This window comes from Bacillus sp. L75 (genome assembly GCF_003676355.1).
Lineage (GTDB): Bacteria > Bacillota > Bacilli > Bacillales > Bacillaceae > Bacillus > Bacillus velezensis.
In genome coordinates, this window is sequence record NZ_ML064902.1 from 233,144 (window position 1) to 247,745 (window position 14,602).

A 14,602-nucleotide genomic window follows, 5' to 3' on the forward strand; every position below is an offset into this window, starting at 1 on the left:
GAACTTCGCCTCCAATATGAATTTTGAGTTTCCGATTATTTCACCGTTTTATCAGACAGCCTGTACCTTTTCATAAAGCTTTTCCGCCAATTCGCCGATGTTTGACACTCCCGTCAGCTCAACACGCGGGATCTGCAGTGATAATTCTTCAAGCATCATCGTGATAATTTCGGCGCGGTCCACTGAATCCGCCCCCAGATCAACTAACCGGTCTTCCTGCGAAAGCTGTTCGCCTTCTAAATCAGGTAAAACCTCGTAGATTGTGTTCTGCAGCAATTCAAAGATTCTTTCTTTACTCATTGTCAGTTCCTCCCTGTTTCATCTTTTATGAATATTCCATGTTTTCAATCTATCATTTCGTCTTGTCAACACGTTTGCAAAAATGAACCTAACTTCTGATTCAAAAGCGTGGCCGTCTCTTCCATAAGCCGCAGGCCGATACCATCGGCATGGCGGTTTTCCCAGGACTCCAGCTCCGTACCTTTCACCCATTGATTAAAGGCGCCTAATGCCGGGCCGCAATGAATCTGGAAGTCTACCTTGGCATCCGGGTCTCCTTTAATCGCCGAAGCAGAACTTTGCCTGAAATACCATTTGAATATGAGCGCCATTTTCTGTTTCGGATTCCGTTCGGCTTTTGAAATGTCTTCATTCGAATAATGAGCCTTCACTTTGTCATAAATACTGCTTACACTTGCCTTAAAATACTTCTCTTCTATTTGTCTGAGTGTCTTTTCATCAATTTCTTCAATTGAGCGGTGACGCTGATACAGTTCATGCAGCTTAGAGGCGCGGGTCGGAAAGAACAGCCCTTTCTTTAATACCTGCACCTTGCTGCCTGATTCAAACATATCGCCGGCCGGCGCGTAGGCCGTGTCCTGTACATTCATCTGCTGCAGGAGGTCCTTTACGAGGCCGCTCGTCGCTGCCTCAACGGTGCATTGGTTAATAGATCCGGTCACAATAAAATCAGCGCCGAGCATAAATGCGGCCATGGCAGCCTCGGGCGTTCCGATTCCCCCTGCGGCTCCGATGCGGACAGTTTTGCCGTATCGGTATTTTTTCATCATGTCATCTCGTAAACGGATGATCGCCGGCATGAGACTGTAAGCAACTCCGCCGTCAGTGTGGCCGCCTGAATCAGCCTCTACGCAGATGTCATGCGCAACGGGTATTTCTCTCATCAGACTTGCTTCTTCAGCGGTAATTTTGTTTTCGGCTGCAAGTTTCTGCAGAATGTGATCAGGCGCCGGGCTGAGAAACGCTTCCGCTACTTCCGGACGGGACAGCTTGGCGATAATCCGCTGACGCGCTATTATTTGTCCGCCGGCACCGCGTTTTAACCCCTTAGCGCGAAACCTTACTAAAGCGGGAGTAACCGTTAAAAACGCTGATGCTTCCAAGTTCTGAACCCCATGCTTCAGTAAAAGATCAATCATTTTTTCTTCTGAATCTGTATGCTTCATGTTATGTACAACATTTATGCCGAAGGAACCGCCGTCACGAAGCTCATGCTGAATTGACAAAATGACGTCCTCAACGTGCGCGATGTTCAAACCGCCCGTTCCGAAAAAGCCCATCATTCCTTTTTCAGCCAGTTTGACAACCATTTCTTTCGAAGAAATTCCGCGGTACATGCCGCCGGCCAAGTAGGCGTATTTCAATTGATAATCGCGCTTAAACTCTTCATTTCCTAAAGACGCCGCCGTAATTGAGCTTTTTCCAGCCTCAGCCGGGACTTTGATTTCATCTGTTATCGGCTCCGCTTCAGCCGTAATTCTTTGTATCAGCCCCGTCAGCACTTTTCCGGGACCGATTTCCTCAAAGCTCATGTTCTTTCTTCCCATTAAGAAACGGATGCTGTCTGTCCAGTTCACCGATCCCGTTATTTGTCCGGTGAGTGTCTCTTTCAGCTCTCTCTGCTCATAGGGTCTTGCCGTCACATTTGAAATGACCGGGATGGACAGCGGCTTAAAATGGAAAGATTCAATAAACCGTGAAAACTCTTCCTTCGCTTCCAGCATGTATCTGGAGTGAAAGGCGCCGCTGACATTTAAGCGGTGAACCATTTTTACGCCGTTTACGGCTTCAAAAACGGATGCTGCTTTTTCAATATCTTCTTTATATCCGGAAATGACAATTTGCTGCGGTGTGTTCATGTTGGCGATATCAATCATATCCAAGTGATTTTCTCTTAAAACATCCGTCACCTGCTCATGAGTCAGGCCGATCACCGCTGCCATGCCGCCTCCTTTTGCGCGGCTCATCAGTTCGCCCCTTTTTTTGACCAACTGTAAGCCTTCTTCAAAATCAAAGGCGCCCGAAGCGTATAACGCGTTATATTCGCCCAAACTGTGTCCGGCGGTAAAATCCGGTTTCAAGCCGGTTTCTTCTGTTTTTTTCAAATAACTGAGGGCATTGACGACATAGAGCGCCGGCTGAGTGAATTGAGTCTGATTGAGACGTTCTCCGTCCCGGCACAGCTCCTGAATGGAATATCCGAGAATGTGATCGGCCTTTGCGGTTAATTCAGGATAGCGGCCGAACAGGTCCTCCCCCATCCCTATTCTTTGCGAGCCTTGGCCTGGAAAAACAAAGCTGATCATCTTACAGTCTCCTTCCGGGCGGTGATAAAATGCTGTCTTCTATTTGCTGCAAATGTGTTTGTTCTTTATGAAACGGCGTCATAATGGCACGGATGCGTTCAGCCGATCCTGCAGGAAGAATCTGTTTGGCAAATGCGGCCAATGTTCCGGAAGGCCCGGCATCAATATAGAATCCTTTTTGGCGGCTGTCTGCGAATTGAAGCGCTTCGCGGAATCGAATCGGCTTTCTTACGATATCCCAGAAAAAGTCCGCTTGTATATCGGTCTCAGCCTCTCCGGTCGCACTGGAGATGTACGGTATAAACGGAGTCCGGATTGATTTCTGAGCTAAAAAGCGCTTGTACGGCTGTTCCGCCTGATCAACCAGCGCTGAGTGAAACCCGTAAGATACCGGCAATAGCTGATGAGGAATCTGCTTTTCTCTCAGATCGTCCATGATCTTTTTGATATGTTCCCGCTCTCCCGAGATGACAAAGTGAGAATGATAGTTTACAGATGCCAATTCACTATGTTCGCCGAGCAGCGGATCATCTTGATATAAAGCCGGATCACCCAGTATCGCAAGCATGCTGCCGTTACGGCAAGTTTCCGTAACGATTCGGGCCTGTTCCAGCACGCAATCTAAAGCATCCTCGGCGCTCAGCACGCCCGACACAGCGGCCGCTGCATACTCTCCGAGGCTTGCTCCGATCACATAATCGGGACGTATGCCTCTTTGCTCCAAAGCATATGCAAGTGCGTACTCAGCCATAAAAATGGCAGGATGGCTGAAAAGAAGGCGGTCAAATGGATCAGACAGACGATTGCCTGTATGATACATCTCTTTAAGGACAGAGTAACCGAAACGGCTGACTGCAAAATCGTCCAAGTCAAGCATTTTCTGCCGAAAAGCGGCGTTATGTGCAAACAGCTCTTTCCCCATTTGATAGTATTGGGAACCCTGTCCAGAAAACATGAAAACAATTGGCTGGTTCATTTGTTCTCCTTTTTGCTCTTTATTTTTTCAAAATATTGATTTGTGAGTTTTTCGTGATGTCGTGTGCAAGTGAAGTGGTCGTGATGTTGTATGGCTGGCACTATTGTGTGAGATAAGAATTTTGACTTGCGTTCCGCTACATGGCGGGTGAAGCTTCAGTTTCTTTTTTGATGCGGTGAATAAGTCCTGTCAGCACATGGCCTGGGCCGACTTCTTCAAATTCCATCCGCCCTTTGTCCAGCAGATAGCGGATGCTGTCGTTCCATCGCACTGAATGGTCGATCTGATCGGCCAGAACGGAGTGGATTCCGTCTTGCTCATAAGGTCTGGCATGCACATTAGAAATGACAGGAATTGATATAGCAGAAAAATGAAATGACTGTAAAAATTTTTCGAACTCTTGTTTTGCTTCACTCATATACCTCGAGTGAAAAGCGCCGCTTACGTTTAACGGATGAAACATCGTAACGTCTTTTAATCCTTCGAATACGCTTTTGGCTCTTTCAATGTCTTCTTTGCGTCCGGATATGACAACTTGGTGAGGAGAATTCATATTGGCAATATCAATCGTATGTAATCCGTGCGTTTGAAGGGCGTCTGACACTTGTGCTGCAGTTAACCCCATAACAGCGGCCATTTTTCCGTCAGTGGCCATACTCATTAATTCGCCTCTTTTACGGACAAGCTGCAGACCGGTAATAAAATCAAACGCACCTGCTGCAAACAGCGCATTATATTCTCCCAAACTGTGGCCGGCCACATAATCCGGCTTTATGTCATTGTCTTGGATTTTTTTCAAATAGCTTAACGCGTTTACAACATATAAAGCAGGCTGGGTGAACTGCGTCTTGTGAAGGTTGGAATACGGATTCTCAAGACAAAGCCGTTTCATGGAATATCCGAGTGTTTCATCAGCCTGCTCCGTTAAGTCTTTAAATTCATCAAACAATGAGCTCCCCATTCCCTGCTTTTGAGAACCTTGTCCGGGGAATAAGTATGTGATCATTTTCTCAGCCATCCTTTCTCGGATTCAGATAAGAAGCATGTTCAAGTTGATAGTAACTTCACAAAAATACCATGTCAAGTTAATTTATCCTATGTGAACTCCTGAATAATGCCTATTTTTCCCTGTCGAAAGGCGGACTCAGGGCTTTCGGAACAGGCGTAAGCAGAATGTCCCATCCGGCCTGCCCGGCGTTCTCTTCCGCAAACTCCCGTTACTCAGCCATTCATCACCAGAAATCTAGTAATAACTTCCATTCCATTTCAGAAGTTCCTTGCCTCAAAAGAAAAGCTAGTTAGATAGAACTAAATTACACATTACTTAAAATGAAACAGCCCTTTTTGATTTTTTCTGTTGCGGAAATTCACAAAATGTTCTTTTTTTTCAATCTGAAAGTAAATATTGTTTTTCAAAAGACTCTCCATTTTTTGACCCGGCTTCTCCCCGAAGGAGTGCCCCGGATACACACGCACATGCGGCGGAATGGAGGCTTTGATCCTCTGTATACTGTGAAACATATCTTCAGCTGAGCTGCCCCTGTCCTCACATATACCGCACCCTTCTGTAAACACGGTGTCACCGGTAAAAAGATGATCAGATAGCAAATAGCACATTCCCCCGGCCGTATGTCCCGGGGTCAGTATACTTCTGATGATAAACCCTCCGGCCGCAAAGGTTTGGCCGTCTTCAAGCGCTATTAAGTTTCTGCACCGGAATTGATAGAAATCGATTTCCGCCGACGACATGTATATATCAGAATGATAGATTTGCTGAAGCGGCTCCGCCAAGTTTACATGGTCATAATGCGAATGTGTTAATAAAATAGCGGATAAATCAACATCCAATTCATGCAGTTTATCGGTTATTTTATCGATTTCCCAGGACGGGTCCACCGCTATCGCAGATTTTTTTGATCGGTCTGCGATAATATAACAATAGTTGGACCACATCTGGTGATAAGTTTTGATTTGATGCACTTCATATGTATGATCCATTGTCACCATTCCCATTTAAAAGATCCGGGCAGACTGCTGCCGCCGCCCAGCCGACTGTAACCACTTTACCAGATGACACCACGTTTTTCCATGGATTTTCCGGTAAAGTTAAAAAAACTTTCTGCTCCCGCCAAAAGCACCAGTCTGGACCTTTTTTACAATTTGCTATGCTGATATATAAGGAAATCAGAATATTAATTTAGATGAATTCTTTAGGGAATTTTATTCAGAAAATGAAGGATGAATATGAGTTTCGGATAAAAAGAAAACAAATTGAGCTTTTGTTTTGAAAAGCAATTGCCGAAGCGGTCGAAGGGGATAATCAGTTTTTAGAAATGATCCGCAATCAAGATTATTATTTCAATCCTTTTCTTCAAGATAAACTAAATCATACGGGCTCTCGAAATATATCAGAATACCTTAGTTCTTACACCGAATTCAACGTTATGTTGACATTAACATAATTGAACTTAGAAAAGTAAGGCGGAATTTACACTCTTTTCAAATCAGCCCTAGCTGCAACAATTCACGAAAGCGTCGCGCAGCTTTTTACTGTGCAAAACCAAAACTAACATAAAATCATTAAGTGTAAAAAGTAAATATTAATCATTAGACAAATAGACTGTGTTATATGGGTCGGAGTTTACTGCTCAAGGTAAATTGCCCTGGGATGCAAAAGCACTAAGAGCAGATTGGGATGCAATACCTGCTAAAGTTAAAGCTGCTATGGGCGGAATCGGCGTTTTGAAATAATTCTTAATACGATCGACAATTTTACTGGTGCAGTTGAAGATGCGTGCTATGCGGGTGCTCTAAAAGAACTGGCAACCCAACAGCCGCTTGGCGGATTACTAAAACTCTTAGGCTTTTCATTTAAACGGGGCTATTGTTGGTGTTTAACAAATTTATCCTGTGTTAAGCTTTAAAGTGATTATTTTCTAAAGTGCTAAGATCGGAGGTAACTATGGAACATAAAAGTAATGCTGAACCGAGCCCAAAAGCTATAAAAATTCTAACTTTCATCATTCCTATAGTTTTAATAGGACTTATCCTTGTTCTTAAGAATATTAATACCGCAGCAGCAGAAATTTCATTTTATATCGTTGCTATCGGTGTGGTTCTCTTAGTGGTTTTCAGTTTGATCAAAAATAGAAAAAACCGCAGGAAGAACTAAATGTAAGGGGGGGCTAATTACTAGTCCCCCTTGACTAACTTGCGGATAGTATAACCTGCCAAATTCCAATTTTATTTAAATTCCCCCTCCATCTCCTCCCTGTGAATTTGGAAAAGCAGGTACCCATCTATATAACTCAGGGTAGTCACCTGGTTCTTCACAGATAACTTTAAGATTTTAAGGAATCGTTTTCTCCATTATTTCACTATTAATGCAGTGACATATAGACGGTTACACCAAACACAAGATGCTGCGCTGTCACCCCAAATACTATCCATAAACAATTTTTATATGAAAGAAAAGCAGCTGGATGTTAAACAAATTATTTTCATGATTTACGGCATACAGATGCAACAATTATACCAGAAATTAAAAAACTCAAAAGTTATCTCTGACAGGCTGGGTCATTCAAACTAGTAAGGCTACTTGTGGGCAAATAACGGTTTAGTCTCACATAAATCATTGTTCTTGCATCACACGCTTAAACATCTTCTCCATCTCATACGTACTGTTATTTTTAGTTTTTTGACAATAAACCATGATTACTCAAAACATTGATATTTCAGAGCTTCTAATAGTTTTCTGGGTAAATATTTTTATTAAATTAGCATGGTTAGACATAAAGAGAGCAGCCTCCTTTTTTGATGATAATAAATATGATGATGAGTGGACCGAGAATGGTTACAAAATTAAATTTAAGCGAACCCCTATTATAAATATAGCGGATGTTTATATATCTAAGAAATAGTCTTAACTTTTTAATTTAAGGGAATGAAAGATATGCTGACTCAGAAAGGAAATATACCGTATTATACTTAACATGAGCTACCGATGTAAAAGGCCAGTTAAAGAGAAAAACAGGAAAAAGCGAAATAGATTTACGTGCAGTTGTAAAAAGTCTCATGCGACAAGGAGAGGTTCCGTAAGACAAAATACAAAATTGCATCATCTAAAAAAGCCCAAACTCTAAAAAGTTGGGCTTTTAATTTAAGCGGGGAGAAAGCGATTTGTAGCCTTAAAATAAAGTTTGATTAAATGAACTTAATAAACCTTGATAAAAGTACAAATAGAAAAAACGTGTTTTGAAAAAAAGATTGATCAAAACACGTTTTTTCTATATTCATTTCAATCATCGTTTTATAAAAAAGTTTGATCATTTTATGTCTAGAATCTTCAACAAACGCGCAGTCTGAGGAATAGTACCTTATAATAAAAACTGCTGAGTGCTACCTAGACTGAATACTCCACCCATGTGTTTTAAGCTTTTTTATATAATCTTCAACACTAATTTTTTCAACTTCAATTGCTAACGGCGTCAGTGAAACAAGGCACTCATTTGAAGTATAATTTATTGTAACTTTTACCACCTCGTATCCATTATGGAAACCTGAATCAAATCCAGGATCGTCAATTATATCTCCTACTTGAGGGCGAAAGTCAGATTCAAATGTTTTCACTAATGTTTGAGTATTTTCCTCTGTAGGTTCTTGATTAATTGATGAGACAAATAATATTAAATTTATATTCAAAGCATTTCCCCCCTTTCTATGCTGTTTAAATAATCTTTAGTTTAATTCTATTGTTATTGATGATAACAAATTTTAACTTGCATCACAAATTAATTGTGCCATTAAATGGACCGTTTGTTGAATTCTAAAAATCTGTATTGTTAATGTGATTCTATCAAACTTTTTTATAAATTATCGGACTTTGTTTTACATAATCAATCTTTATTTTAAAGCTACACGATTAAGTTTTTTAGTCCTCCCCTGTTTTTCTTTTATTTGATTTTACTACTATCCCCGTAATTTGCACAAATGGAAAAACCGCAATATGATTGCGGTCTGCTGTGAATCTGTATTTGAAGTTATTCAGTCCGCTCATCAGCTTGCGGCTTTAGTAAGATGGTTAAGACAATTCCTGATAATATCAAAACATTTCTATAAAAAAAGATTCGGATTATAGAATGCTTAAAGACAATTACCTGGACAAGGAACAAGTATCTGTCTTTATGGAGGCAGCAAAATCTTCTAAATATCATCACATGATCGCTTTAACTCTTTTAAGGACCGGCTTAAGAAAAGGTGAACTCATTGCTTTATATTGGTCCGATATTGACTTTAATAACAAAACTTTAAGGATTGCTAAATCTAAGAACGAGTTTGGAATCATAGCACCTAAAACCCGTAAAAGTGTTAGAACTATAAGCATCGATGACACTTTAATTAAAGAGATGAAAAAGTTTAAGGAATGGCAAGAAGAAAATAAAATAAAACACGGTGATAATTATAACCAGTCTCCCTTTTTTATTATCAACCATAAGGGAGATGACCTTGGACCGTTTGGAATTGATAAAGTCATAGATTCCTTGCTAAAGAAAACTGATCTGCACCACATTACTCCACATGGTTTGAGACACACACACACCATTATGCTGCTAGAAAGTGGTGCAGATATCAAATTTGCAAGTGAGAGACTCGGTCATACGGATGTGAAAATGACAGCTGATGTCTATATCCATATCTTGCAGAATCACAATCAAAAAAGCATTAATCGGTTTGATGAATACCTAAACAGCTAAAATCAGTGGGCAAAATGTGGGCACGAGAGATAAATCCCTCACAGAATCCTTCTACATCACACGCTTAAACATCTTCTCCATCTCATACGTGCTGTGATGAATTATGATCGGCCGGCCGTGCGGGCATGTGAACGGGTCTGTCGTTCGGCGCAGGTCATCCAAGAGCGCTTTGATTTCGTCGTTTCGCAAATGGCGGTTCGCTTTGATTGAGCCTTTGCAGCTCATCATAATGGCCGCTTCCTCCCGCAGTTTTTTAATATCGATCTGTTTGGCGTCAAGCACCTGCTGAATGATTTCTTCAATCAGTTCAGCTTCTTCCCCTTTTGGAAACCAGGCCGGATGGCAGCGGACGATGTAGCTGTTCGTGCCGAATGCTTCTAAAAATACTCCGACGCTTTCAAGCTCATGCTGATGCTGGTCAATGATCAGCGCCTCATTTGCCGCATAATGAAAGGTGAGCGGCACGATCATATCCTGCACTTCAGGCTCGACCTGCCCGACTTTCTCCCGGAAATATTCGTATTTAATCCGTTCTTGTGCAGCATGCTGGTCAATGATATACAAGCCGTTTTCGTTTTGGGCTAAAATATATGTCCCGTGCATTTGGCCGATCGGATACATCACCGGAACTCTTTCTTCCCGTATTTCTTCAGAGTCAGCCTCCTCTTCAGGCTCCGGAATATCGGAAACATGCGCTTCCGTTACCGGCATGCCGATCTTCGGCGGCACTCCGTGACCCGCTTCATCCGGCAGGGACTCTTCTTCTATTACCGGCTCAGGCTCTTTTACGACCGAACTCAGCTTCATCGGTGAGTAAGACGGCTCCGGCGTTTTTTCAGGAAGTTTCCGCTCAGGCGCGCTTTCCTCGAATGTCATAAATTGCTGTTCGTTTTTGGCCGGTGCCGGCGCGGATTTTTTCGGGAGCTGGGCGCTCGGAATCAGCCGCTGCTTTTGAAACACTTCCTTTATCCCGTCACGGATCAGCTCATGCAGCTCCGTCTCTTTGCTGAGGCGGACTTCAAGCTTCGAGGGATGGACATTGACATCGACCAAAATCGGGTCCATCGTAATTTCGATAAACGTAATCGGATGGCGGCCGATCGGCAGTAGTGTGTGATAGCCCTCATGCACCGCTTTTACAAGCGGGAAATTCTTAATGTATCTTCCGTTAATGACAGATGACATGTAGTTTCTGGATGCACGCGTGATTTCCGGAAGCGCAATGTAGCCCTTGACTTCAAAATCAAGCGAGCTGACATGGAGCGGTATCATTTTTTTCGCAACCGCCGTCCCGTAAATTGCGGCCAGCACATGGCGCACGTCCCCGTTACCGTTTGTCTGCAGCAGATTTTTCCCCTGATGGCGGAGACGGATCGATACTTCCGGATGCGCAAGAGCGATCCGGTTGACAACATCCGTAATATTGCCGAGCTCCGTATGCACGGTTTTCATATATTTCAATCTGGCGGGTGTATTGAAAAACAGGTTGGTAACGATAATCTCCGTTCCTTTTCTGCTGGAGGATTTCTGCTCAGAAATGATATTCCCGCCCTGAAGAATGAGATGGGTTCCCGCTCCCTCGCCGATGCTCGTTTTGATTTCCAGATGAGAAACAGACGCGATACTTGGCAAAGCTTCTCCGCGGAAACCGAGTGTTCTCACCCGGAACAGGTCGTTTTCATCTTTGATTTTACTGGTCGCGTGGCGGCGGAAAGCCCGCTTGCAATCATCGGTTTCCATCCCTTCGCCGTTATCGAGCACCCGAATCGACGAAAGCCCCGCTTCCTCTATGTCGATTTCAATGACTGTGCTGTTTGCGTCGATGGCGTTTTCCACCAATTCTTTAACGACTGAGGCAGGCCGTTCGACCACCTCGCCGGCCGCTATTTTATTCGAGAGTTCATCTGACAGCTGGATGACTTTTGCCAAGTCCGTCACCTCTTTCTATTTTAATTTTTTTTGCAGCTTGTACATTTCATTCATCGCCTCAAGCGGCGTCATATCGAGAATATTGATTGACTTAAAAGCTTCAAGCACTTGTTTTTCTTTATTAGAAACAGCCGGTGCCTTCTGTTCTTTTTCACCGTCAGCAAAAAAGGACAGCTGTGCCGGTTCTTCTCTGACGGCGGACTTTTTCTCAGATACCGCCGGAAGCTCCGGTTTATCTCCCGTCTGCTCAAGCTGTTTCAAAATCTCCTGCGCGCGGCTGATCAGATCGTCCGGGAGCTCGGCAAGCTGGGCGACATGAATGCCGTAACTTTTATCTGCGGCTCCTTCTTTGATTTGATGGAGAAACACGACCGTTCCGTTATATTCCTCTGCGCGCACATGAACGTTTTTCAGCTGAGGAAGCTTATCTTCAAGCACCGTCAGCTCATGATAATGCGTGCTGAACAGTGTTTTAGCGCCGATATGATCATGGACATATTCAATAATCGCCTGTGCCAGCGCCATTCCGTCGTACGTTGATGTCCCGCGGCCGATTTCATCAAACAGGATCAGGCTGTCTTTTGTGGCGTTCACAATCGCGTTTTTCGCTTCCAGCATTTCCACCATAAAGGTGCTTTGTCCGGAAATCAAATCATCCGCTGCCCCGATTCTCGTGAAGATTTGATCAAAAATCGGCAGAACCGCTTCTTTCGCGGGCACAAAACAGCCGATCTGGGCCATGATCGATAGAAGTGCGATCTGTCTCATGTACGTGCTTTTACCTGACATATTCGGACCCGTAATCAGGAGCATTTCCCGCGAATCGCCCATCAGGCAGTTGTTCGGGACGTATTCTTGACTGTCCATCACCTTTTCAACGACGGGGTGTCTCCCTTCAATGACTTTTACTTCATTATCAGAAAAGACGGGCTTTGTGTAATGCCTGTTTTCACTGATCGTAGCAAAGCATTGCAGTGCGTCCAGCTCACTCATTTGTTTGGCAAGACGCTGCAGACGCGGAATAAATTGTTTCACCTTTTCACGCAGTCCGGCAAAAAGCTCATATTCCAGCTCGCAGATGTTGTTTTCCGCTTCTAAAATAAGCGCTTCTTTTTCCTTCAATTCCGGCGTAATGTACCGTTCGGCGTTTGTGAGGGTCTGCTTCCGCTCATACCGTCCGTCCTCAAGCAGATGAAGGTTTGCTTTTGTGACTTCAATATAATAGCCGAACACTTTATTGAAACCGACCTTTAATGAACGGATGCCCGTATAAGCGCGTTCCTGCTGCTCCAGTCTGGCAATCCAGTCTTTACCGTTTTTGCTGGCGTCACGGTACTCATCGAGCTTCTGATGATAGCCGTCTTTAATTAAATTGCCTTCTTTTAACGATAACGGCGGGTTTTCATGAAGGGCTTCTTCTAACAGGTCAAGCAAATCTCCGCACGGATCAATCAAGCCGGCGCGTTCTTTTGCTTTTTTATGGTTAAGAGACCCTACAAGCTCTTTGATGCTCGGCACTTGTTTTAAAGATTCTTTCAGCTGGATTAAATCCCTTGCGTTGACGTTTCCGAATGCGACCCGGCCCGCCAGACGTTCTAAATCGTATACTTCCTTCAGGCGCTCTCGCAGATCTTCACGCTCAAACAGATGATTGATCAGCGTCTCGACCATTTCCTGGCGTTCTTCGATTTGGGATGCCCTGATCAGCGGGCGGTCAATCCATTGTTTGAGAAGCCGGCCGCCCATCGCTGTTTTCGTCTCGTCTAAAAGCCAAAGCAATGACCCTTTTTTGCTTTTAGAACGGATCGTTTCCGTCAGCTCAAGATTCCGTTTTGAATACAGGTCAATTTTCATCGCTTCTTCCAATTCATATACTTGAACCGGCTGCAGGTGATCCAGGCTCCGTTTTTGCGTTTTCTGCAAATACGTATATAAACGCATAAACGTCTCTGTCAGCTCTTCGCCCGGCAAGTGCTTTGCGATTTCAATGCGTTCTGTTATTTCCCCGTCTTCGATGGAAATCGTGGCGCCGCACCGTTCTTTCAGCTGAGCAGCTGTATGTTCGTTAAACTTGCTCGATACGACAATTTCCTTTGCGCCGACTGAGTAAATTTCTGACATGACATCTTCAATCCGCTCAATAAATACGGCCAGGTTTTCTCCGGTCGTTAAGTCCGATAAAGCGAGACCGTATCCGTCACGAAATTCGGAAACGGAAGCGATAAAGTTGTTTTCCGACTCGTGGATGCCTTTTCCATCCATCACGGTTCCCGGTGTGATCAGCTGGACGACTTCTCTTTTTACAACGCCTTTAGCCGCCTTCGGATCTTCCGTCTGTTCACAGATCGCCACTTTATAGCCCTTTTTAATCAGCTGTTCAATATAAGCCGCCGCGGAATGATAAGGCACGCCGCACATCGGAATTTTATCAGCCGAACCTCCGTCTCTGCTTGTCAGTGTAATTTCAAGCTCTTGTGACGCTTTTTTTGCATCTTCAAAAAACATTTCATAAAAGTCACCAAGCCGAAAAAATAAAAAGGCATCTTGGTGCTCTGCCTTTATCTTCAAGTATTGCTGTATCATAGGCGTGTAACTAGCCATCATTTAATCCCTCACTATGTATCTTCTCTTATCCGAATCCCATTATAACATAAACAAAAGAGTGATATCTTTATATATAAAAAAGAGACTTGGGGTGTTAAACTCCCCTAGCCTCAACTTATTCTTCAGGATCTCCGACTAAAAATTCAGGGTTAATGTCCTCTAATTCTTCATCAAGATCGTCTTCCCAATCATCATCATCGTCTTCTTCCCAGTCAGGATTGACTTCGACGACGACTTTCGTTTCACCGACCACTTCTGCTAAAAATTCTCTCTCTGCCTGAACCACGATTTTATTTCCGTTAGGAGAAATGGTGACTTCAAGACAATTCGGCTGCTGCAGCACTTTGGCAATGACTTCGTGTTCGTCATCTAAGTAATTTGTGTCTCTGTATCTGAGTTTAATCACATCGACATACTTTACTCTCTCGGTTACAACTTCCGTTTTTGTATTATCGGCGTAAGAGTACCAGACGTTTATATCATAATACCCTTCAATTTCTACAGTCTTCCCGATCTTTTCGGCATCGTACTTGTGGTTGATAATCCAGCCGCCCAATATACTTGACGGTTTTTCTCCAGGTGAGATCGTGTTGGTGCATTGGGTGAATTTTCTTCCTTTCGCAACTACCGCTTTCGTAATAATTTCCCTGTATTCAGACATTCCGGCAGGCCTCCTTGTTCTTCTTCGTGTTATCTTATGCTGGGCATTTGTCTCATGTGCATTTTTATAATAA

General features: G+C 43.5%; 11 protein-coding genes. 2 read left to right on the forward strand and 9 right to left on the reverse strand.

Features of this window, described 5'->3' with window-relative positions; genetic code table 11:
• Window positions 1-51: 51 nt before the first annotated feature.
• The 5 genes from D5S11_RS04410 to D5S11_RS04430 form a co-directional block, all read right to left on the reverse strand.
• A complete protein-coding gene (locus tag D5S11_RS04410) occupies window positions 52-300 on the reverse strand; it encodes an acyl carrier protein (protein ID WP_012117592.1) in 249 nt (82 codons plus the stop codon).
• 65 nt (window positions 301-365) lie between these two features.
• Window positions 366-2,606 carry an ACP S-malonyltransferase gene (gene fabD, locus D5S11_RS04415; protein ID WP_032866034.1) on the reverse strand — a complete coding sequence of 747 codons (2,241 nt, stop codon included), beginning with the start codon at window positions 2,604-2,606 and terminating at the stop codon, window positions 366-368.
• Between the two features lies 1 nt (window position 2,607).
• A complete protein-coding gene (locus tag D5S11_RS04420; RefSeq protein WP_020955844.1) occupies window positions 2,608-3,582 on the reverse strand; it encodes an acyltransferase domain-containing protein in 975 nt (324 codons plus the stop codon).
• A 136-nt stretch (window positions 3,583-3,718) separates the two neighbouring features.
• Complete coding sequence (fabD, locus tag D5S11_RS04425; protein WP_015417505.1) at window positions 3,719-4,588, reverse strand: ACP S-malonyltransferase; 870 nt, start codon at window positions 4,586-4,588, stop codon at window positions 3,719-3,721.
• Between the two features lie 314 nt (window positions 4,589-4,902).
• Complete coding sequence (locus tag D5S11_RS04430) at window positions 4,903-5,580, reverse strand: MBL fold metallo-hydrolase (protein WP_003154103.1); 678 nt, start codon at window positions 5,578-5,580, stop codon at window positions 4,903-4,905.
• 964 nt (window positions 5,581-6,544) lie between these two features.
• Here D5S11_RS04430 and D5S11_RS04445 point away from each other — a divergent pair.
• A complete protein-coding gene (locus D5S11_RS04445) occupies window positions 6,545-6,754 on the forward strand; it encodes a hypothetical protein (RefSeq protein ID WP_053104397.1) in 210 nt (69 codons plus the stop codon).
• 1,226 nt (window positions 6,755-7,980) lie between these two features.
• Here the strand turns inward: D5S11_RS04445 and D5S11_RS04450 are convergent.
• Window positions 7,981-8,283, reverse strand: coding sequence for a hypothetical protein (locus D5S11_RS04450; protein WP_007409833.1), 303 nt, complete (start codon window positions 8,281-8,283; stop codon window positions 7,981-7,983).
• Window positions 8,284-8,720: 437 nt separating this feature from the next.
• Here D5S11_RS04450 and D5S11_RS04455 point away from each other — a divergent pair, with 437 nt between their 5' ends.
• A complete protein-coding gene (locus tag D5S11_RS04455) occupies window positions 8,721-9,335 on the forward strand; it encodes a site-specific integrase (protein WP_108724967.1) in 615 nt (204 codons plus the stop codon).
• A gap of 51 nt (window positions 9,336-9,386) precedes the next feature.
• On the opposite strand, the gene mutL is transcribed toward D5S11_RS04455, so the two are convergent.
• From mutL to cotE, 3 genes are all read right to left on the reverse strand, one after another.
• On the reverse strand, window positions 9,387-11,264 hold the full coding sequence (gene mutL / locus D5S11_RS04460) for a DNA mismatch repair endonuclease MutL (RefSeq protein WP_007409830.1): 1,878 nt from the start codon (window positions 11,262-11,264) through the stop codon (window positions 9,387-9,389).
• Between the two features lie 15 nt (window positions 11,265-11,279).
• Window positions 11,280-13,865 (reverse strand): DNA mismatch repair protein MutS, encoded by a 2,586-nt coding sequence (mutS, locus tag D5S11_RS04465; RefSeq protein WP_007409829.1) that lies wholly within the window; start codon window positions 13,863-13,865, stop codon window positions 11,280-11,282.
• 118 nt (window positions 13,866-13,983) lie between these two features.
• Window positions 13,984-14,529 (reverse strand): outer spore coat protein CotE, encoded by a 546-nt coding sequence (gene cotE, locus D5S11_RS04470; protein WP_003154111.1) that lies wholly within the window; start codon window positions 14,527-14,529, stop codon window positions 13,984-13,986.
• Window positions 14,530-14,602: the final 73 nt, after the last annotated feature.

Coding starts and splice junctions, on each gene's coding strand:
- fabD (WP_015417505.1), bottom strand. CDS start 4,588: ATGATCACATACTTATTCCCCGGACAAGGTTCTCAAAAGCAGGGAATG.
- mutS (WP_007409829.1), bottom strand. CDS start 13,865: ATGGCTAGTTACACGCCTATGATACAGCAATACTTGAAGATAAAGGCA.
- D5S11_RS04455 (WP_108724967.1), top strand. CDS start 8,721: ATGCTTAAAGACAATTACCTGGACAAGGAACAAGTATCTGTCTTTATG.
- D5S11_RS04410 (WP_012117592.1), bottom strand. CDS start 300: ATGAGTAAAGAAAGAATCTTTGAATTGCTGCAGAACACAATCTACGAG.
- D5S11_RS04430 (WP_003154103.1), bottom strand. CDS start 5,580: ATGGATCATACATATGAAGTGCATCAAATCAAAACTTATCACCAGATG.
- D5S11_RS04445 (WP_053104397.1), top strand. CDS start 6,545: ATGGAACATAAAAGTAATGCTGAACCGAGCCCAAAAGCTATAAAAATT.
- cotE (WP_003154111.1), bottom strand. CDS start 14,529: ATGTCTGAATACAGGGAAATTATTACGAAAGCGGTAGTTGCGAAAGGA.
- fabD (WP_032866034.1), bottom strand. CDS start 2,606: ATGATCAGCTTTGTTTTTCCAGGCCAAGGCTCGCAAAGAATAGGGATG.
- D5S11_RS04420 (WP_020955844.1), bottom strand. CDS start 3,582: ATGAACCAGCCAATTGTTTTCATGTTTTCTGGACAGGGTTCCCAATAC.